At 68.6% G+C, this 20,841-nt stretch carries 12 protein-coding genes; 10 read left to right on the forward strand and 2 right to left on the reverse strand.

Features of this window, described 5'->3' with window-relative positions; genetic code table 11:
• The first annotated feature begins 37 nt into the window (after nt 1-37).
• The 8 genes from glgX (ACZ6DT_RS34000) (at nt 38) to glgB (ending at nt 16,143) form a co-directional block, all read left to right on the forward strand.
• Entirely contained in the window at nt 38-2,155 is a 2,118-nt protein-coding gene (glgX, locus tag ACZ6DT_RS34000; protein ID WP_465603155.1) for a glycogen debranching protein GlgX, read from the forward strand.
• Nucleotides 2,155-4,437: a malto-oligosyltrehalose synthase gene (gene treY / locus ACZ6DT_RS34005; protein ID WP_465602985.1), complete on the forward strand. Its 2,283-nt coding sequence runs from the start codon at nt 2,155-2,157 to the stop codon at nt 4,435-4,437. Before glgX (ACZ6DT_RS34000) ends, treY begins: the two co-directional genes overlap by 1 nt.
• A complete protein-coding gene (gene treZ, locus ACZ6DT_RS34010; protein ID WP_465602987.1) occupies nt 4,434-6,149 on the forward strand; it encodes a malto-oligosyltrehalose trehalohydrolase in 1,716 nt (571 codons plus the stop codon). Before treY ends, treZ begins: the two co-directional genes overlap by 4 nt.
• Nucleotides 6,150-6,220: 71 nt before the next feature.
• Complete coding sequence (gene glgX / locus ACZ6DT_RS34015; RefSeq protein ID WP_465602988.1) at nt 6,221-8,356, forward strand: glycogen debranching protein GlgX; 2,136 nt, start codon at nt 6,221-6,223, stop codon at nt 8,354-8,356.
• A 332-nt stretch (nt 8,357-8,688) separates the two neighbouring features.
• Entirely contained in the window at nt 8,689-10,671 is a 1,983-nt protein-coding gene (locus ACZ6DT_RS34020) for a maltotransferase domain-containing protein (RefSeq protein ID WP_465602990.1), read from the forward strand.
• Between the two features lie 63 nt (nt 10,672-10,734).
• A complete protein-coding gene (gene treS, locus ACZ6DT_RS34025) occupies nt 10,735-12,543 on the forward strand; it encodes a maltose alpha-D-glucosyltransferase (RefSeq protein WP_465602991.1) in 1,809 nt (602 codons plus the stop codon).
• A gap of 7 nt (nt 12,544-12,550) precedes the next feature.
• Nucleotides 12,551-13,936 carry a maltokinase N-terminal cap-like domain-containing protein gene (locus tag ACZ6DT_RS34030; RefSeq protein WP_465602992.1) on the forward strand — a complete coding sequence of 462 codons (1,386 nt, stop codon included), beginning with the start codon at nt 12,551-12,553 and terminating at the stop codon, nt 13,934-13,936.
• Nucleotides 13,933-16,143 carry a 1,4-alpha-glucan branching protein GlgB gene (glgB, locus tag ACZ6DT_RS34035; protein WP_465602994.1) on the forward strand — a complete coding sequence of 737 codons (2,211 nt, stop codon included), beginning with the start codon at nt 13,933-13,935 and terminating at the stop codon, nt 16,141-16,143. Before ACZ6DT_RS34030 ends, glgB begins: the two co-directional genes overlap by 4 nt.
• Before the next feature lie 325 nt (nt 16,144-16,468).
• Here glgB and ACZ6DT_RS34040 read toward each other — a convergent pair whose 3' ends face one another.
• Both ACZ6DT_RS34040 and ACZ6DT_RS34045 read right to left on the reverse strand, forming a co-directional pair.
• On the reverse strand, nt 16,469-17,293 hold the full coding sequence (locus tag ACZ6DT_RS34040) for an NAD-dependent epimerase/dehydratase family protein (RefSeq protein ID WP_465602995.1): 825 nt from the start codon (nt 17,291-17,293) through the stop codon (nt 16,469-16,471).
• Between the two features lie 35 nt (nt 17,294-17,328).
• A complete protein-coding gene (locus ACZ6DT_RS34045; RefSeq protein ID WP_465602997.1) occupies nt 17,329-18,144 on the reverse strand; it encodes an IclR family transcriptional regulator in 816 nt (271 codons plus the stop codon).
• Nucleotides 18,145-18,297: 153 nt separating this feature from the next.
• Here ACZ6DT_RS34045 and ACZ6DT_RS34050 point away from each other — a divergent pair, with 153 nt between their 5' ends.
• Together ACZ6DT_RS34050 and ACZ6DT_RS34055 are read left to right on the forward strand one after the other, a co-directional pair.
• The gene (locus ACZ6DT_RS34050; RefSeq protein WP_465602999.1) at nt 18,298-19,809 is read left to right on the forward strand and encodes a sodium:solute symporter family protein; all 1,512 of its coding nucleotides are present in this window, start codon (nt 18,298-18,300) and stop codon (nt 19,807-19,809) included.
• 46 nt (nt 19,810-19,855) lie between these two features.
• Nucleotides 19,856-20,839 (forward strand): 5-dehydro-4-deoxyglucarate dehydratase, encoded by a 984-nt coding sequence (locus tag ACZ6DT_RS34055; RefSeq protein WP_465603000.1) that lies wholly within the window; start codon nt 19,856-19,858, stop codon nt 20,837-20,839.
• The last annotated feature ends 2 nt before the right edge of the window (nt 20,840-20,841 follow it).

Consider the following 20,841-nt stretch of genomic DNA (forward strand, 5'->3'; position numbering starts at 1 on the left):
GGACGTTCCCGGCACGAACCAGCTCGAGGAGACCTCAGTGCGGCCTTGGCCCGGAACGCCCTACCCGCTCGGTGCCACCTACGACGGAGTGGGGACGAACTTCGCCCTGTTCTCCGAGGTGGCCGAGCGCGTCGAACTCTGCCTGTTCGATGACGACGGCACCGAGACGAGGTACCCCCTCGACGAGGTGGACGGGTTCGTCCACCACGGCTACCTGCTCAACATCGGTCCCGGGCAGCGCTACGGATATCGGGTGCACGGCCCGTACGACCCGGCCCGCGGCCTGCGCTGCAACCCGGCCAAGCTGCTCATCGATCCGTATGCCAAAGCCGTTTCGCACGGGGTGAAGTGGGACGAGTCGCTGTTCAGCTACCAGTTCGACCAGCCGGAGGCGCGCAACGACGACGATTCCGCCGGCCACGTGCCCTACTCGCTGGTGACCAACCCCTTCTTCGACTGGGGCAACGACCGGCCGCCGAAGCGCCCGTACAACGAGACGGTGGTCTACGAGGCGCATGTCAAGGGCATGACCATCAAGCACCCGGACGTACCCGAGTCGCTGCGGGGCACCTACGCCGGACTCGCGCATCCGGCGGTCATCGACCACTTGCGGGAGCTCGGGGTCACGGCCGTGGAGCTGCTGCCGGTGCACCAGTTCGTCACCGACCACGTCCTGGCGCAGAAGGGCTTGACGAACTACTGGGGCTACAACACCATCGGCTACTTCGCCCCGCACGACGCCTACGCGGCGATGCCCGGTGAGGGTGGCCAGGTCCAGGAGTTCAAGGGCATGGTCAAGGCCCTGCACGAGGCCGGGATCGAAGTCATCCTCGACGTGGTTTACAACCACACCGCCGAGGGAAACCACCTCGGGCCGACCTTGTCGATGCGGGGCATCGACAACGAGGCCTACTACCGGCTGGTCGAGGGGGAGCCCGAGTACTACATGGACTACACGGGCACCGGCAACTCGCTGAACGTGCGCAACCCGCACACGCTGCAGCTGATCATGGACTCGCTGCGGTACTGGGTGACCGAGATGCACGTCGACGGCTTCCGCTTCGACTTGGCCTCCGCGTTGGCGCGCGAGTTCTACGACGTCGACCGGTTGTCCGCGTTCTTCGACCTGGTGCAGCAGGACCCGATCGTCAGCCAGGTCAAGCTGATCGCCGAGCCGTGGGATGTCGGGCCCGGCGGTTACCAGGTCGGCAACTTCCCTCCACTGTGGACGGAGTGGAACGGGCAGTACCGGGACACCGTCCGCGACTTCTGGCGTGGCGAGCCCGCCACCCTCGGGGAGTTCGCGTCGCGGATCACCGGTTCGTCCGATCTGTACCAGGACGACGGCCGCCGTCCCTTCGCCTCGATCAACTTCGTCACCGCGCACGACGGCTTCACGCTGCGAGACCTGGTGTCTTACAACGAAAAGCACAATGAGGCCAACGGCGAGGACGGCCGCGACGGCGCCGACGACAACCGCTCGTGGAACTGTGGCGTCGAGGGCGAGACCGACGACGCCGAGGTGCTGGGACTCCGGCTGCGTCAGCAACGGAACATGCTGGCCACGATGCTGCTGTCCCAGGGCGTGCCGATGATCCTGCACGGCGACGAGTTCGGCCGCACCCAGCAGGGCAACAACAACGTCTACTGCCAGGACTCGGAACTGTCCTGGGTCGACTGGGACGCCGCCGCCGGCAATGCGGACCTGACGCGGTTCACCGCCGGGCTGACCGCCTTCCGTGCCCAGCATCCGGTGTTCCGGCGCCGCCGGTTCTTCCAGGGCCGCCCGGTCGGCAAGGGCGACAAGCTCGGCGACATCGCCTGGTTCACCCCGGCCGGAGCCAAGATGACCGAGCAGAACTGGGACGACGGCTTCGGCAAGGCCGTCGTGGTCTTCCTCAACGGCGACGCGATCCCGGATCTCGACCCGCGCGGGATGAAGGTCACGGACGACTCCTTCCTGCTCGCCTTCAACGCCCACTACGAAGACATCGACGCCGCCCTGCCCGGCGACGGCCATGGCCGGGCGTGGACCGTCGTCGTCGACACCGCCACGGGCGAGGTCGAGCCCGCGGACCGCGAGCCGATCGTCGGTGGCGGCGAATTCACCCTCCCGGCGCGATCCCTGATCGTGCTCCAGCGAACGGAGTCCTGATGGCGGTGCCCGCCTCCACCTACCGTGTCCAGCTGCGCCCGGAGTTCACCTTCGCCGAGGCCGCCGGGCTGGTGGAGTATCTCCGGGACCTGGGCATCGGCGCGCTCTACGCGTCGCCGGTGCTGGACGCGGCACCGGGCTCGACCCACGGCTACGACGTGGTCGACACGACCAGGGCCCGGCCCGCGCTCGGCGGGGAGGACGCTCGCCGGGAGCTGGCCGAGGCGCTCAAGCGGAGCGGTCTCGGCCTGGTCGTCGACATCGTGCCGAACCACATGTCCGTCGAAGTGCCGAAGGTCAACCGGTGGTGGTGGGACGTGCTGCGCCACGGCCGGGACTCGGAGTTCGCCGGATTCTTCGACGTCGACTGGGACCGCGGCCCGCTGGCGCTGCCGGTGCTCGGCGACGACGACGCGGTCGCCGAGCTGGCCGTCGAGGACGACGAACTCGTCTACTACGACCACCGGTTCCCGATCGCCCCCGGTACCGGGGGCGGCACGCCACGGGAGGTGCACGAGCGCCAGCACTACCGGCTGGTGGGCTGGCGCCGCGGCAACGCCGAGCTGACCTACCGGCGGTTCTTCGACATCACCACGCTGGCCGCGGTCCGGGTCGAGGATCCGAAGGTGTTCGCCGAAACCCACGGTGAAGTACTGCGCTGGGTCGCCGACGGTGACGTCACCGGTCTGCGCGTCGACCATCCGGACGGGCTGGCGGATCCGGGCGGCTACTTCCAGCGGCTGCGGGAGAACGCCCCGGAGGCGTGGATCGTGGCGGAGAAGATCCTGCACCCGGGGGAGCCGCTGCCGCAGAGCTGGCCGGTCGACGGCACCACCGGCTACGACGCGCTGCGTGAGATCGCGGGGGTGTTCCTCGACCCGGCCGCGGAGCCGACGTTCACCGCGCTCGCGGCCGAATTCGGCGTCGAAACCGGCTACCACGCCGTGGAGACCGAAGCGCGGCGGCTGGTCACCGACCGCATCCTGGTCGCCGAGGTGCGCCGGATCGCGGCGCTGCTGCGCGGCGTGGACGCGGACGCCGCACGCGCGGCCGTCGCCGAAGTCATGGTCGCCTTCCCCGTCTACCGCTCTTATCTGCCCGAAGGCGGGGCGCATTGGGCGGCCGCGATCGCCGCCGCCCGCCGGAACCGGCCCGATCTCGAAGCCGCGCTCGACGCGCTCGACGCGCAGGTGCGCGCCGAGCCGGACGGCGAGCTGGCCACCCGGCTCCAGCAGACCTCCGGCATGGTCGTGGCGAAGGGCACCGAGGACACGACGTTCTACCGCTACACCCGCTTCGCCGCGCTCAACGAGGTCGGCGGCAATCCGGACCGTTTCGGACTGGACGTCGAGGAGTTCCACCGGCTCGCGGCCTCGCGTGAGGCCGGGCATCCGGCCGCGATGACGACGCTGACCACGCACGACACCAAGCGCTCCGAGGACACCCGGGCCCGGATGACCGTGCTGGCGGAGGTGCCCGGCGAGTTCGCCGACGCGGTCCGCCGGTGGAGTGCGCGGCGCGGGATCGACGAGCCGTCGCTGAATCTGCTGGCCTGGCAGACCCTGGTCGCCACCTGGCCGATCGAGCCGGACCGGTTGCGGGACTATCTGGACAAGGCGGCGAAGGAGGCGAAGCTCCGCACCAGCTGGACCGACCATGACGAGGAGTTCGAGGCCGCCGTCGCAGCCTGGCCCGAGGACGTCCTCGGCGACGCCGAGCTGGCCGCGGACGTCGAAGCCTTCGCCGGCCGCATCACCGGCCCCGGCTGGTCGAACTCGCTCGGACAGAAGCTGGTCCAGCTGACCGCTCCCGGCGTCCCGGATGTGTACCAGGGCACCGAGCTGTGGGACTTTTCGCTGGTCGACCCGGACAACCGGCGCCCGGTCGACTACGGCGCCCGTCGCGCCATCCTGGCCCGGATCGTCGACGGCGAACAGCCCGCCGTCGACGCATCCGGCGCCGCGAAGCTCTTGATCACGCACAAGGCGTTGCGCCTGCGCCGCGACCGGCCCGCGTTGTTCTCCGGTTACCGGCCGCTGCGGGCGGAGGGCAGCGGCGCGGCGCACGTGCTGGCCTACACCCGATCGGCCGATCTGGTGATCGCGGTGACCCGTCTGCCGGTCGGTCTCGACGCCGGCGGCGGCTGGGGCGACACCGTGCTGCCCCTGGCCGACGGCAGATGGACCGACGTGGTGACCGGTCGCGAGCTCGGCACCCGGCCGCGACTGTCCGAACTGTTCGACCGTTACCCGGTCGCGTTGCTGGTGCGAGGAGACGCATGAGGTTCAGCGTGTGGGCCCCCGAGGCACAACGGGTGCGGGTCCGGGTCGACGCCGGGGTGCACGAGATGACCGCCGGTGACGGCGGCTGGTGGCACGCCGACGCGGAGGGCATCACCTACTCCTTCCTGCTCGACGACGACGCCGTGCCGCTGCCGGACCCGCGGTCGCGGTGGCAGCCGCACGGCGTGCACGAGGCGTCGCGCGTCTACGACCACGGCGAGTTCGCCTGGACCGACGACGCCTGGACCGGGCGGCAGCTGCCCGGTGGCGTGCTCTACGAACTGCACGTCGGCACCTTCACCGCGGGCGGCACCTTCGACGCGGCGATCGAGCGGCTCGACCACCTCGTCGAGCTCGGCGTAACGCACGTCGAACTGCTGCCGGTCAACTCCTTCGACGGCACCGCGGGGTGGGGTTACGACGGCGTGCTCTGGGGCGCGGTCCACGAGCCCTACGGCGGGCCGGACGGGCTCAAGCGGTTCGTCGACGCCGCCCACGCCCGCGGGCTGGCCGTCGTCCTCGACGTCGTCTACAACCACCTGGGTCCCTCAGGTGCCTGCCTCGACCGATTCGGGCCGTACTTCGCCGGGCAGAACGACTGGGGCCCGGGGCTCAACCTCGACGGCCCCGGCTCCGACGAGGTCCGCCGGTACGTCATCGACAACGCGCTAAGCTGGTTTCGCGACTTCCACCTCGACGCCCTGCGCCTGGACGCGGTGCACGCGCTGGCCGATCGACGGGCCATCCACCTGCTCGAAGAACTCGCCACCGAGACCGACGCGCTGGCCGCGGTGCTCGGCAGGCCGCTGACCCTGATCGCCGAATCGGACCTCAACGACCCGAAGCTGGTGACCTCGCGAGAGCGCGGGGGCTACGGATTGCACGCCCAGTGGTCCGACGACCTGCACCACGTCCTGCACGTCAAGCTCACCGGCGAGACGTCCGGCTATTACGCCGACTTCGCGGCCCCGGACGCACTGGAACGGGTGCTGCGCGAGGTGTTCTTCCACGCCGGCACCTGGTCGTCGTTCCGCGAGCGCACCCACGGCCGCCCGGTCGACACCGCGGTCGTCCCGGGGCACCGGTTCCTCGGCTACCTCCAGAACCACGACCAGATCGGCAACCGCGCGACCGGTGACCGGCTCTCGGCGACAGTGGCGCCGGGCCGCCTCGCCTGCGGCGCGGCGCTGTTGTTCTGCTCGCCCTACACCCCGATGGTGTTCATGGGGGAGGAGTGGGCCGCGAGCACACCGTGGCAGTTCTTCGCCTCCTTCCCCGACCCGGAACTCGCCGAAGCCGTGCGCACGGGACGGCGGCGGGAGTTCTCTCGTCACGGCTGGGGCGAGGCCGAGGTGCCCGACCCGATGGACCCCGCCACGGTGGAGCGCTCGCGGCTGGACTGGACCGAAGTGAACCGTGAGGGACACCGGGAGATGCTGGAGCTCTACCGGAACCTGATCCGATTGCGCCGTGAGCGGCCCGAGCTGGCCGATCCTCGGGTGGCGGACCTGCGCGTGGAGACCGCCCCCGACCGGTCATGGCTCGTACTGCACCGCGGTGGGCTCCGGCTGGCGTGCAACTTCGGCCCGGCCGAGGCACGGATCCCGCTCGAGGCCACCGCCACCCTGCTCGCCTGGGGAACGGCCACCGTGGACGGTCACGAGGCACGGCTGCCGCCGGAGACCTTCGTCCTGGCGGAAACGACACCCTGACGGCGGTTGCCGGAGGAATCATCCTCTGGCAGGAGCGGAAGACAGCGGTCCGGATCTGCGATCATCGGGCCATGGCCACACGACCTTCCGTTGATCACGTCCTCGCCGGCCGCCCGTTTCCGCTCGGGGCCCACGCCGAGGCGGGCGGCGTCCGGTTCGCGATCACCTCCGCGGTCGCCGACTTCGTCGAGCTCTGCCTCGTCGACACCGACGGGTCCGAACGGCGGATCGCGCTGACCGAGCGGACTTTCGGCGTCTGGCACGGGCTCGTCCCCGGCGTCACCCCCGGGCAGCGCTACGGCTACCGCGTCCACGGGCCCTACGAGCCGGCCCGCGGTCTGCGGTGCAACCCGAACAAGCTGCTGGTGGACCCCTACGCGCGGCGCATCACCGGCGCGCTCACCGACCTGCGCGCCGCCCAAGGTTTCACGGGCGACCCCGATCGCGGCCGGATGTCCACTGTGGACTCTCTGGGTAGCGTGCCGCTTTCGGTCGTCACCTCCCCCGGCGGGCCGGACACCGGCACCAAGCCGGAGGTGCCGTTCGAGGAAGCGGTGATCTACGAGCTGCACGTCAAGGGCTTCACCGAGCAGCACCCGTTCATTCCCGAGTCGCTGCGCGGCACCTACCTCGGGCTGGCTCACCCGGTCGCCATCGAGTATCTGACCCGCCTCGGGGTCACGTCGGTGGAGCTCTTGCCGGTGCACTGGTTCCAGGACGAGCCGGCGCTGATCCGCAACGAACGGCACAACTACTGGGGCTACTCGCCGTTGGGGTATTTCGCCCCGCACGCGGCGTACGCGAGCGAGCCCGGCCGCGAGGTCGAAGAGTTCCGGCTGATGGTGGCGGCCCTGCACGCGGCCGGCATCGAGGTGATCATCGACGTGGTGTTCAACCACACCGCCGAGGGCGGGCCGGACGGTCCGACGCTGAGCTTCCGGGGATTGGACGCCCCCGCCTACTACCTGCACACCGACCGCGGTCACCTGGCCGACATCACCGGTTGTGGCAACACCCTCGAGGCCGCGTCACCGACCGTGGTGCGGCTGGTGACCGACTCACTGCGCTATTGGACGCAGGAGATGGGCGTCGACGGTTTCCGCTTCGACCTGGCCAGCACGCTCGGCAGGCCGCGCGGGGGGAAGTTCGACCGCGACTCGACGCTGCTGACCGCGATCACGACCGATCCGGTGCTTTCGCGGTGCAAGCTCATCGCCGAGCCGTGGGACGCGACGGGGGACGGCTATCGCGTCGGCGACTTCGGCGCCCAATGGGCGGAGTGGAACGGCCGCTACCGCGACACCGTACGCGACTTCTGGCGTGGCGCGACCGGAGTACGCGATCTCGCCTACCGTCTCTCGGGTTCGTCGGACCTTTACGACCACAACCTTCGCCGTCCGTGGCAGTCGATCAACTTCATCACCGCGCACGACGGGTTCACCCTGCGCGATCTGGTGTCCTACAACGAAAAGCACAACGACGCCAACGGCGAGGACAACCGTGACGGCACGAACGACAACCGCTCGTGGAACCACGGCGTCGAGGGCGACACGGCCGATCAGGAGGTCCGTGCGCTCCGGGCGCGCCAGGCCCGCAACCTGTTCGCGACGTTGCTGCTGTCCACGGGCACCCCGATGTTCACGGCGGGTGACGAGTTCTGGCGCACCCAGCATGGCAACAACAACGCCTACTGCCTGGACGACGACACGTCGTGGTTCGATTGGACCCCCGACGGGCGAGCCGACGAGGCGACGGCGATGCTGGCGTTCGCCCGGCGAATCATCCGCCTGCGGGCGGCGAGCCCGGCCCTGCGCCAACCGGAGTTTTTCGAAGGCCGCACCACTCCGACGGGCAAACCGGACCTGATCTGGTTCCGCCCGGATGGCGAGGAGTTCGACGAAGGCGACTGGTTCGAGGACCGTCGCACCCTGGGCATGTGGATCGACGGCTCGAACAGCCAGGCCCGCAACCGTGAAGGCGAGCTGGTGCCGGACCATTCGTGGCTGTTGTGGCTGCACGCGGGCGCGGAGCCGGTGAAAGTGATCCTCCCCGGCCCGGAGTACGGAAAGACGTTCAAGGCGTCCCTGGACACGAGTTCGGCGGACGGCTCTCCGGCCGACTTCGGTGTCCTGGAGGCGAAGAGCAGGATCACCCTTCCGGCAAGGTCGCTGCTTTTGCTGAGGGCGCCGAGGACAGGCAGCTCCTGAGGGTGAGGCTCAGGTGGCGTGGTGAGTCGCGAGTGACAAGGACGGCCGGTACGTGCTCATCGCGGGTGAAGCCGACGTGAAGGGTGGTGCGGTCCGGAGGTTGTGAAGGCCTCCTTGCCCACCCTGACGGTGGGAATTCGTCCTTCGCTCCCGCCATAGCCGACTGTCGCGGGGTCCCGGCCCTTGACCGGCTGGACATCTCTTGTGACAGAAGCGTTTCGCCGCGATCGATTTGGGTATCCCGAAAGAGGGCCCTGGCGTCAGGGCCCTTGATCGACTCGGGCAGGCTGTGCCTGTCTTCATCCACCCCCGACACCTGAGGGGCGTTGCCCATGACCGGCCGGCTCGGCATCGACGACGTCTCCCCCTGCGTGAGCTGCGGCCGGTATCCGGCCAAAGCCGTTGTGGGAGAGCACATTCCTGTCACCGCGACGGTTTGGCGGGAGGGACACGACGCCGTGGCCGCCACCGTCGCCTGGCGCGGACCGGGCGACCGGCTGACCCGGCAGACCCGGATGGCTCCGCGCGGTGCCGACCACCCCGACGGCTTCGCGGCCGTGATCGTGCCCGACGCCCGGGGACTGTGGACTTATCGCATCGACGCCTGGAGCGATCCGTGGGCGACGTGGACGCATGCGGTCGAGGTGAAGGTCGCCGCCGGTCAGGGGCCCGACGAACTGGCCAACGACCTCGAGATCGGTGCCCGGCTGCTCGAACGCCTCTCCCGTCGTCCGGACCGGCGCGCCGAACGGTCGCTGCTGACCGGGGCGGTGACAGCGCTGCGGGACACCGAGCGCGCCTTGCTCGAGCGGATCGGGCCCGCACTCTCGCCCGAGGTGCGGCAGCTGATGCACGAGTTCCCCGTGCGTGAGCTGGTCACCAAGGGCAAGGCCATGAAGCTGTGGGTCGACCGTGAACGCGCCGCCTATGGCGCCTGGTACGAGCTCTTCCCGCGCTCCACCGGAGGTATGGACGAGCACGGGAAGCCGGTGCACGGCACCTTCACCACCGCCGCGGCCGAGCTCGACCGCGTCGCGCGGATGGGCTTCGACGTCGTCTACCTGCCGCCGATCCACCCCATCGGGCGGGTGAACCGCAAGGGCCCCAACAACACCCTTGACGCGGGTCCCGACGACGTCGGCTCGCCATGGGCGATCGGCGCCGACGAGGGCGGGCACGACGCGGTCCACCCGGAGCTGGGCACGGTGGAGGACTTCGACGCCTTCGTCGCCCGCGCCGGCGACCTCGGCCTGGAGGTCGCTCTCGATCTCGCGCTGCAGGCCGCACCCGACCACCCTTGGGTGCTCAAGCATCCGGAGTTTTTCACCACCCGCCCGGACGGTTCGATCGCCTATGCGGAGAACCCGCCGAAGAAGTACCAAGACATCTACCCGATCAACTTCGACAACGACCCGAAGGCGATCTACGAAGAGGTGTTGCGGGTCGTCCTGCACTGGGTCGACCACGGGGTGCGGATCTTCCGCGTCGACAACCCGCACACCAAGCCACCGGACTTCTGGGCCTGGCTGATCCGGTCGGTGAAGGAGGTCGACCCGGACGTCGTGTTCCTGGCCGAGGCGTTCACCCGCCCGGCGCGGCTGTGGGGCCTGGCGCGGCTGGGATTCACCCAGAGCTACACCTACTTCACCTGGCGGACGGGCAAGCAGGAGCTCATCGACTTCGGCGTCGACTTGTGGCAGCACTGGGACGAGGGCAGGCCGAACCTGTTCGTCAACACCCCGGACATCCTTCACGAGTCGTTACAACGCGGTGGCCCGGGCATGTTCGCCTTGCGGGCGGCCTTGGCCGCGACGCTGTCGCCGACTTGGGGCGTCTACTCGGGCTATGAATTGTTCGAGCACCTTCCGGTCCGCGAGGGCAGCGAAGAGTACTTGGACTCGGAGAAGTACCAGCTACGTCCGCGCGATTTCGAAGGCGCGCTCGCCGAGGGGCGATCCCTGGAGCCGTGGCTGACCAAGCTGAACGTCATCCGCCGTGCCCACCCGGCGCTGCGGCAGATGCGCACGCTGTACTTCCACCACATCGACAACGACGCCCTCCTGGCCTACTCCAAACAGGACCCGGCCACCGGCGACACCGTGGTCACCGTCGTCACGCTCGATCCGTACCTGGCCCAAGAAGGCACGCTCCACTTCGACATGGACGCCCTCGGTTTCGAGCCGCACGACCGGCTGATCGCGCAGGACGAAGTCACCGGTGACACCTGGGACTGGGGCCAGGCCAACTTCGTCCGGCTCGAACCCTGGCGTGCGGTGGCTCACGTCGTGGCGCTCAGGCGCCGCTTGGCCACTTGAACATTCGGTAGTACCCCCGACTGATTTTGCGGATCGACGGACTTGCGGATACGAGGTGGAGCTATGGCGGAAGAGGCCGGGCCCGATGTGGCGCTGAGGCTGGAGGACGTGCCGCACACTGGTGAGGCGATGACCGCCGACGGCATGCTGGTGGAACCGCAAGCCGACGACTTCCGGGCGGCGCAACAGGCGCCGTCGGACCCGGAATGGTTCAAGGGCGCGGTGTTCTACGAGGTGCTGGTGCGCGCGTTCGCCGATTCGAACGGGGACGGCACCGGCGACCTGCGGGGCCTGGCCGAGCGGCTGGATTACTTGGCCTGGCTGGGCGTCGACTGCCTCTGGCTGCCGCCGTTCTACGCCTCACCGCTGCGTGACGGTGGCTACGACATCAGCGACTTCCGCGCGGTGCTGCCGGAATTCGGCACCGTCGAGGACTTCGTGTTCCTGCTCAACGAGGCCCACCGCCGCGGCATCCGGGTGATCACCGACCTGGTGCTCAACCACACTTCGGACGCGCATCCCTGGTTCCAGCAATCCCACAGCGACCCCGACGGTCCGTACGGTGACTACTACGTCTGGAGCGACGACGACTCCCGCTATCCCGACGCGCGGATCATCTTCGTCGACACCGAGACGTCGAACTGGACCTACGACCCGGTGCGCGGCCAGTTCTACTGGCATCGGTTCTTCTCCCACCAGCCCGACCTGAACTACGAGAACCCGGACGTCCAAGAAGCGATGATCGACGTCCTGCGCTTCTGGCTCGACCTGGGCATCGACGGATTTCGGCTCGACGCGGTGCCGTATCTGTTCGAACAAGAGGGCACCAACTGCGAGAACCTGCCGCGCACGCACGAGTTCCTCCGGCGCTGCCGGAAGGTCGTCGACGACGAGTACCCCGGGCGGATCCTCCTGGCGGAGGCCAACCAGTGGCCTTCGGACGTCGTCGAGTACTTCGGCGACCCCGAGGCCGGCGGCGACGAGTGTCATATGGCGTTCCACTTCCCGCTGATGCCGCGGATCTTCATGGCCGTGCGCCGCGAGTCACGGTTCCCGATCTCCGAGATCCTCGCCCAGACCCCGGAGATCCCCAGCGGCACGCAGTGGGGGATCTTCCTGCGCAACCACGACGAGTTGACCCTCGAGATGGTCACCGACGACGAGCGCGACTACATGTACGCGGAGTACGCCAAGGACCCGCGGATGAAGGCCAACATCGGTATCCGCCGCAGGCTGGCCCCGCTGCTGGACAACGACCGCAACCAGCAGGAGTTGTTCACCGCGATGCTGCTTTCCCTCCCGGGCTCGCCCGTTCTGTACTACGGTGACGAGATCGGCATGGGAGACAACATCTGGCTCGGCGACCGCGACGCGGTGCGCACACCCATGCAGTGGACGCCGGACCGGAACGCCGGGTTCTCCTCCTGCGACCCGGGCCGGATCTACCTGCCGGTGATCATGGACCCGGTCTACGGCTACCAGGGACTCAATGTCGAGGCGCAGTCGAACAACGCCTCTTCGCTGCTCAACTGGACCCGGCGGATGATCGAGGTGCGCAAACAGCACCACGCCTTCGCCGCGGGCGAGTTCCTGGACCTCGGTGGGTCCAACCCCAGCGTGCTGGCCTACAAGCGGCACTGGAAACGGCCGGACGGCGGTGAGGACGTGGTGCTCTGCGTCAACAACCTCTCCCGCTTCCCGCAGCCGGTGGAACTGGACCTCGCGGCGCACCGCGGGGCCACGCCGGTGGAGCTGACCGGCGGCGTGCAGTTCCCGAGCATCGGCGAGCTGCCTTATCTGCTGACCTTGCCCGGACATGGCTTCTACTGGTTTCAACTGCAGAGCCCGGCAGAAGCAGGCGAAACGAGGTGAGACCCTTTTGATCGACCCCCGTGTGCTGGTCGAAGAACTGGCCACTGATCTGAAGCACTGGCTGCCGAAGCAGCGCTGGTTCGCCGGCAAGGACCGGCCCGTGACCGCCGTCCGGCCGCTCGGCGTGACCGAGCTGGTCGAGGGCGACCCGCAGTTGCTGCACGTGGTCGTCGAAGTCGATCAGGACGGGCGGCGTGAGCCCTACCAGCTGCTCGTCGGACGCCGCACGCATCCGCCGGAGATCACCTCCACCAGCTGGATCGGCGCCGGCGGCGAGCTCAACGCGTACGAGGCGTCCGGTGACGCGGACCTGACCAGCGTGCTGCTGGACCTGATGGCCCGCGGCGGTCAGGTCGGAACGCTGTCGTTCGAGCACGAAGCCGGGATCGAGCTCGACACCGGGCTGCGGGCTCGGCCGATCACTTCCGAACAGAGCAACACATCGCTCGTGTACGGCGGCCAGTACATCCTGAAATTGTTCCGCAAGCTGAGCCCTGGCGAGAACAAGGACTTGCTGCTGCATCGCGCCCTGCAGAAGATCGGCAGCAAGCACATCGCGCAGCCGCTGGGCTCGATCACCGGTGAGCTGGACGGGGAGCCGACCACGGTCGGGATGCTTCAGCGGTTCATTCCCGACGCCGTCGACGGCTGGGCGATGGCCACCACGAGCGTCCGGGACCTGATGGCGAGCCAGGACCGGCACGCCGAAGAGGTCGGCGGCGATTTCGCCGGTGAGGCCGAGCGGCTCGGCCGAGCGGTCGCCGAGGTGCACGCGGACTTGGCGAAGGCCCTCGGTTCGGAGGCCGCCGACGCCGCCGAACTCGAACGCACCGTGCGGGCGATGGTCGCCCGGCTGGAGACCGTCGTCGGGCAAGTGCCGGAGCTGGCCGAGCACGCCCCGATGCTGCGGACGGCATTCGAGAGGCTGCGCGGGGTATCCGCCGACGCCGTCCCGATGCAGTACATCCACGGAGATCTGCATCTCGGTCAGGTGCTGAGGACGGTCAACGGCTGGTTGCTGATCGACTTCGAAGGCGAGCCCGCCGCCCCGGTCGAGGAGCGGCAGGCGCTCCGCTCGCCGCTGCGGGACGTCGCCGGCATGCTGCGTTCGTTCGACTACGCCGCTCAGCAGATGCTGGTCGGGCAGCCGGACGACGTGGAACTGGCGCAGCAGGCAGCCGAGTGGGCCGCACGCAACCGCGCCGCCTTCTACAAGGGCTACGCCGTGGCGAGGGAAGACACGTCGGTGTCCCCCGGCGACCAAGACGAACTGTTGCGGGCCTTCGAACTGGACAAGGCGATCTACGAGGTGGCCTACGAGTACGCGAACCGGCCGGACTGGCTGGGCGTGCCGCTCGCCTCGATCGCCCGCATCGCTCAAGGAGAAGCGTGAACTCGAACGCCGCACCGGACGACCTGCCCGACGCCGCCCCGCCGGCCGCCGATATCGACCGGCTCCTGGCCGGGTCCCACCACAATCCGCACTCGGTGCTGGGCGCCCATTCGGCGGGCACCGCGTTCGCGGTGCGGACGCTGCGGCCCGGCGCGAAGGCCGTCACGCTGTGCGTCGGCGGCCACCGATACCCGATGGAGCGAGTGGCCGACGCGCTGTTCGCCGTCGCGGTTCCCGAGCATCCCGGCGACTACCGGCTCGAGGTCGACTATGACGGGCACACCGTCGTCACGGACGATCCGTACCGCTGGCTGCCGACGGTGGGGGAGCTGGACCTGCACTTGATCGGCGAAGGCAGGCACGAGCGCCTCTGGGAGGTGCTGGGAGCGCGGGTGCACTCCTACGAGACGCCGAACGGTGTCGTCGAGGGCACGTCGTTCGCGGTGTGGGCGCCGAACGCGCGAGGCGTGCGCGTGATCGGTGACTTCAACGGCTGGGACGGGCGCGCGCAGCCGATGCGCTCGCTCGGCTCGTCCGGTGTCTGGGAGCTGTTCCTGCCCGACGTCAAGCCGGGCACCTGCTACAAGTTCCGCATCCTCGGCCAGGACGGCACTTGGCACGAGAAGGCCGACCCGATGGCGTTCGCCACCGAGACACCACCGGCGACGGCGTCGGTGGTCACCACGTCCGCCTACACCTGGGGTGACGAGGAATGGGTCGCGCGGCGCGAGGCGACCGACTGGGCGAAGGCGCCGATGAGCGTCTACGAGGTGCACCTCGCCTCGTGGCGCGCCGGCCTGGACTATCGTGAATTGGCCGAGCAGCTGGGCGACTACCTGGTCGAGACCGGCTTCACACACGTCGAGCTGTTGCCGGTGTCGGAGCACCCCTTCGGCGGCTCTTGGGGCTATCAGGTCACTTCGTACTACGCGCCGACCGCGCGGTTCGGTTCGCCGGACGACTTCCGGTACTTCGTCGACCATCTGCACCGGCGGGGCATCGGCGTGCTCGTCGACTGGGTACCGGCGCATTTCCCGCGTGACAGCTGGGCGCTCGCCCGGTTCGACGGCACGCCGCTGTACGAACACGCGGACCCGCGCCGCGGCGAACAGCCGGACTGGGGCACCCTCGTATTCGACTTCGGCCGCAACGAAGTCCGCAACTTCCTGGTGGCCAACGCGCTGTACTGGCTCGACGAATTCCACCTGGACGGCCTTCGGGTCGACGCGGTCGCGTCGATGCTCTACCTCGATTACTCGCGTAAGGATGGGGAGTGGCTGCCCAACCAATACGGTGGTCGGGAAAACCTGGACGCCGTACGATTTCTTCAGGAGTTGAACGCCACCGTCTACAAGCGACACCCCGGGGTGGTGATGGTGGCCGAGGAGTCCACCGCCTGGCCGGGCGTCACGCGCCCCACGCATCTTGGCGGGCTCGGTTTCGGCTTCAAGTGGAACATGGGCTGGATGCACGACACGCTGCGTTATCTGTCCCATGAGCCGGTGCACCGCGCCTACCACCACAACGAGATGACGTTCTCCCTCGCCTATGCCTGGAGCGAGAATTTCATGCTGCCGCTGTCCCACGACGAAGTGGTGCACGGCAAGGGATCGCTGTGGGACCGGATGCCCGGCGACGAGTGGAACAAGGCGGCCGGACTGCGTTCGCTGCTGGCGTTCATGTGGGCGCACCCCGGCAAGCAGTTGCTGTTCATGGGCGGCGAATTCGGCCAGGCCGCCGAATGGGCGGAATCACGTTCGCTCGACTGGCATCTGCTGGACGCGCCCCTGCACAGAGGAGTGTGGGAGCTGGTGCGCACCCTGAACGAGCTGTATCGCTCGACCCCGGCGCTGTTCAGCCGGGACACCACCCCGGAGGGGTTCGCCTGGATCGACGCCAACGACTCGGGCGGCAACGTGCTCAGCTTCCTGCGCATCGGCGAGGACGGCTCACGTCTGGCGTGTGTGGCGAACTTCGCCGGGACCCCGCACCACGACTACCGCGTCGGTCTGCCGTCGGCGGGCCGTTGGCGCGAGGTGCTCAACACGGATGCGGGTTCCTACGGTGGCTCGGATGTGGGCAACCTGGGCGAGGTTGAGGCGACGGAGGAGGCGTGGCACGGCCAGCCGGCCTCCGCGATCCTCCAGCTTCCCCCGGCCGGCGTTCTCTGGCTGACCGAGAATCCCAGCCTCCTCTCGGAGTCTTGAGGCGTTTTGACGCCGGCCGGGGTCTCACTGTCAGGGCAGGGTCGTGAGTGGTAGGACGAATATGGCGTGATCGAGCCGGTGGCTCAGGTCGTCCTTTTTGTCGGTGACGACAGCTCGCGCACCTCGGCCCATGGTGTCCTTTATGGACTGTTGCCGGTATGGCGCCAGGGGTACGCGGGGTGTCGGTACAGGGGGTCGTGAGTGGCGATTCGTGTTCTAACCCTATTTGCCACTCACGACCCCGCCGCGAACCGCTCCAGTCGTTCAGCACACTCACGACGCACGGTGTGAAAGCGGCCGCCCACCGGGATGCGGCCGTCTCGCCTCAGAGCGGGTTGTGCGCCCCCAGCGGTGCGGTGCAGAACGGCCCGCCGACGTATTCCGCAGCCACTCCGGTCGGCGCGGGCTTGTCCGCCAGCTGATCCGCGTAGGTCTCCGCGTTGTCGAGCGATTTGTAGCCCAGCGCCTCGGCTTCGGCGAGTGAGTAGACCCGGCGCGTGTTGTCCGAGACGCCCCAGATCAGCCGGTAGCCGGGGGAGGGGTAACTCAGGCAGGCCTCGAACAGGCGGGCGCCGTCGTCGGGGGAGAGCCAGGTCGTCAGGCCGCGCGGACCGAGGACGAGCGGGTTTTCGAAGCAGGAGCCGATCCGGATGACGATCACGTCCATGCCGAACCGCGAGTGGTACAGGCTGCCGAGCGCTTCGATGGTCGCTTTGCTGACGCCGTAATAGGTGTCGGGCCGCGGCGACGAGTCGGCGGGGAGGCCGTCTTCGCCCGCGTCGTCGTTGCGGCGGAAGCCGACGGAATGGTTGCTGGAAGCGAGGATCACGCGCGGCACACCGGCCGCCCGCGCGGCCTCGAGAACGGTGTGGGTGCCGTTGATGTTGACGTCGAGGGTGGCTTCCCACGAGTTCTCACGGCTGTGCCCGCCGAGGTGGATCAACGCGTCGACGCCGTCGCACGCCTTAGCCATCGCCTCCGGGTCGGTCACCGAGGCGGTGATCAGTTCGACGCTCTCGCCCGCTTCGGCTTCGGGCTGCGAAGCCAGGTCGAGCAGCCGCAGTATCCGCCCGGAACGGCGCAGCCGCGGCCGCATCAGGGTGCCGACGATGCCCGCCGAGCCGGTGATCAGGACGCGCTGGTCTGCCATGGGTGCCCCTTGTCAGTGGAAGAAGTGCGGGTCGGTCAGCGGATGCCGGCGCGGCGCAGTTGCTGGCCGAGTTCCGCGGTGATTTCGGCGAGGAGTTCACCGACGCGCCGGGCGTCGGCGTCGGTGACTTCGGTGACCGGCATGGAGCAACTGATCGCGTCGGTGCCGGGGATGCGGTACGGGATCACGGCCGCGACGCACCGGACGCCGAGGCTCCCTTCCTCGATTTCCGCCGCATAGCCGCGTTCGCGGGTCTTCGCGCATTCGGCGTGCAGTGCTTCGGCCGTGGTGATGGTGTTCGGGGTCAGCGCCGACAGCTCCCCGGTCAGGAGCGCGTCGATTTCGTCGTGCGTCAGTTCGGCCAGCAACGCCTTCCCCAGCGCGGTCGCGTGGGTGGGCAAGGTGCGGCCGACGCGGGAGACGAGATGCGTCGAGTGTCGGGACTCGCGCGTCTCCAGGTAGACGACATCAGTGCCTTCGCGGCGCGCGAAGTGCGCGGTGAAGCCGGTCTTCTCCCGAATCCGTTCCAGTGCCTCGGTCGCGTACGGGACGACCGGGTCGCGGTCCAGGTACGCCGTTCCGCAGATCAGCGCGCGGACGCCGAGACGGTAGCGGGCGGTGTTGGTGTCCACCTCCAGCCAGCCTGCTTCGAGCAGGGTGCGGAGCAGCCCGTGCAGGCTCGACCTGGGGAAACCGGTGCGTGCGTGGAGATCTGACAACGAAAGCCAGACGTCGTTCGCGGCGAAGGCCTCGATGAGGTCTATCGCCCGCCGGGCCGATTTGACCCCGGCGGGTTCGGGCGCGGCGGACGCGCCGTTCGCCACGGTGACAGCGGCTTCCTGCGGTGGCATCCGCGCTCCTCCATCCGGCCGTTGACTTGTGACTCCGGCCATATTAGCGTCCGAACAGCGTTCTTATGGATGAACATAATCACTATAACAGACTCCGTTCATGCATGTGAACAGGTCGGGCTGGGCCTTCGTGAACGCGGAAAGGAGTCAGCGGTGCACGTACTCGACTGGGCGATGGTCTGCGCGTATTTCGCGTTGATGGTCGTGATCGGCTGGTGGTCGCACAAACGGATCCACGATGTGAAGGACTTCTTCACCGCCGGAGGCCGGATGCCCTGGTGGCTGACCGGGATCTCACATCACATGTCCGGCTACAGCGCGGTGCTGTTCGTCGCCTACGCGGGCGTGGCCTATACGAGCGGGATCACCGTCTACTTCTGGGGCATGGCCAGTATCGGCATCGGCGTCGGTATCGGCAGCTGGCTGTTCGCCGCACGCTGGAACAGGCTCCGGTCGAAGCTGGGGGTGGCCTCGCCGCTCGAGTATCTGGCGAAACGCTTCAACGTGCCCACTCAGCAGGCGCTGGCCTGGAGCGGCAGCCTGTTGAAGATCTTCGACATCGCGGCTAAGTGGTTCGCGATCGCCACCATCCTCAACGTCTTCGCCGGGGTGGACTACACCTGGGGCATCATCATCACCGGCTCGGTCACGCTGGCCTACTGCACCGTCGGCGGTCTGTGGGCCGACGCGCTCACCGACTTCGGCCAGTTCGTGATCCAGGCCATCGCGGCCATCGCCATGCTCTGGGTGGTGCTGGGCAAACTCGGCGGCGTCTCCGGTCTGTGGACCATGTGGGGCGACCTCCCGCCGAGCCACCTCAACCCGACCACGTCGAAGTTCACCACTGTCGTGCTACTCGTCTACGTGCTGGTGAAGACACTGGAGTACAACGGCGGTATGTGGAACCTGGCGCAGCGCTACATGGCCGCGCCGGATACGCACGCGGCACGACGGGGCGCGCGGCTCTCTTCGATCCTGTACCTGGTGTGGCCCGTGTTCATGATGTTCCCGATGTTCGCGGCACCGCTGCTGATCCCGAACATCGAGAACCCGGACAACGCCTACGCGATCATGACGACGACCTTCCTGCCGCCGGGACTGATCGGGCTGGTGCTGGCCGGCATCTTCTCCCACACGATGGCGATGGTGTCGTCCGACGCGAACGCGATCTCCGCGGTCATCACCCGCGACATGCTGCCGGTGCTGTTCAAGAAGACCCGGCGGTGGACCGAAGCGCAGGGTCTGCTGGCCGCCCGCGTCACTACCGCGATCTTCATCGTGCTGACCATGGCGGTCGCCACGCAGGCCCCCAAACTCGGTGGTGTGCTCGGTATCGTGGTGCTCTGGGTCGCCGCCCTGATGGGCCCGATCTCGGTGCCGCTGCTGCTCGGCATGCTCCCGTGGTTCCGCGGTTCCGGCTCCCGCGCGGCGCTGATCTCGTGGGCGGGCGGTCTCGTCGCCTACGCGATCGCTTATTACGGCTACAACGCCACCCTCGCGGTCACCGTGTCCACCCCGATCCTGGTCTCGTTGGGGCTGTTCATCGGGCTCGGCTACCTCATGCCCGAACGCAAGGCCTCCACCGACGAGATCATCGACACGATCGACCGCGACGACGACGTCCTACCCCGCAAGTCGCAGGACGGCACCACCGTGCCCGCCTGACCGGGCCCGAACCCGGGACCATCCACAAAGAACGAAAGAGAAATCCATGGCACAGCCCAAGTTCGAGGCACGTTCTCCCGCCGAGAACTCGTCAACACGAGTCGAGCTCGACGGCCTACTGGCGTTCCCCTTGACCCCCTTCACCGAGGGGCTGGAACTCAACCTCGACGCGTTCGCGGAAACCGTCGAGAGCCACGTGGCCGCCGGAGCCGGGGCGCTGTTCGTCGCCTGCGGTACGGGCGAATTCAGCTCGCTGTCCCCGGACGAGCACGCGGCGATCCTGCGTAAGGCTCGTGAGGTCGTCGCCGGGCGGGTGCCGGTGTGGGTCGGGGCGGGCGGCGGTGCGGCGACGGCCCGTGCCGGGATCGCGGCGGCTGAGGCGGGCGGCGCGGACGGCGTCCTCCTCCTGCCGCCCTACCTGGTCACCGGTCCGCCTTCCGGGCTGGTCGACCACGTCCGGTACGCCGTCGGGGAGTCCTCGATCCCGGTGATCGTGTACCACCGTTCGACCGGTGTCTTCACCCCCGGCTCGGCCGTGGACCTCCTCGGCATCCCGTCGGTCGTCGGCATCAAGGACGGCTTCGGCGACGTCGAACTCATGAGCCGGATCATCACCACGATCCGCTCGCTCGGCACCGACCGGGCCCGGGATTTCCTGTTCTTCAACGGTCTTCCCACGGCGGAGGTCTCCGCACGCGCCTACTCCGCGGTCGGTGTGGCGCGGTATTCCTCGGCCGTGCACTGCTTCGCCCCTGAGATCGCGGCCCGCTTCCACCGCGCGCTCGCGGAGAACGACGACGCGGTCATGGAGGCGCTGCTCGCCGGGTTCTACCTTCCGCTGGTGGCGCTGCGGGACGAGGGACAGGGCTTCGCCGTGTCGCTGGTCAAGGCCGCCGCACGGCTGCGCGGGGACAAAGTCGGCTCCGTCCGGCCGCCACTGGTCGAGCCGACCGCGGACCAGATCGCCCGCCTGGAGAAGATCGTCGACGACGGGTTCGCCGTCCTCAAATCCGTCGAGGCCGGTGCCTGAAG

The organism is Amycolatopsis sp. NPDC041971, from assembly GCF_055588925.1.

Bases quoted from the DNA above. Each gene is read 5' to 3' on its own strand.
- treY (WP_465602985.1), top strand. From the start codon at position 2,155: ATGGCGGTGCCCGCCTCCACCTACCGTGTCCAGCTGCGCCCGGAGTTC.
- ACZ6DT_RS34040 (WP_465602995.1), bottom strand. From the start codon at position 17,293: ATGGCAGACCAGCGCGTCCTGATCACCGGCTCGGCGGGCATCGTCGGC.
- glgX (WP_465602988.1), top strand. From the start codon at position 6,221: ATGGCCACACGACCTTCCGTTGATCACGTCCTCGCCGGCCGCCCGTTT.
- treS (WP_465602991.1), top strand. From the start codon at position 10,735: ATGGCGGAAGAGGCCGGGCCCGATGTGGCGCTGAGGCTGGAGGACGTG.
- ACZ6DT_RS34020 (WP_465602990.1), top strand. From the start codon at position 8,689: ATGACCGGCCGGCTCGGCATCGACGACGTCTCCCCCTGCGTGAGCTGC.
- ACZ6DT_RS34055 (WP_465603000.1), top strand. From the start codon at position 19,856: ATGGCACAGCCCAAGTTCGAGGCACGTTCTCCCGCCGAGAACTCGTCA.
- ACZ6DT_RS34045 (WP_465602997.1), bottom strand. From the start codon at position 18,144: ATGCCACCGCAGGAAGCCGCTGTCACCGTGGCGAACGGCGCGTCCGCC.
- treZ (WP_465602987.1), top strand. From the start codon at position 4,434: ATGAGGTTCAGCGTGTGGGCCCCCGAGGCACAACGGGTGCGGGTCCGG.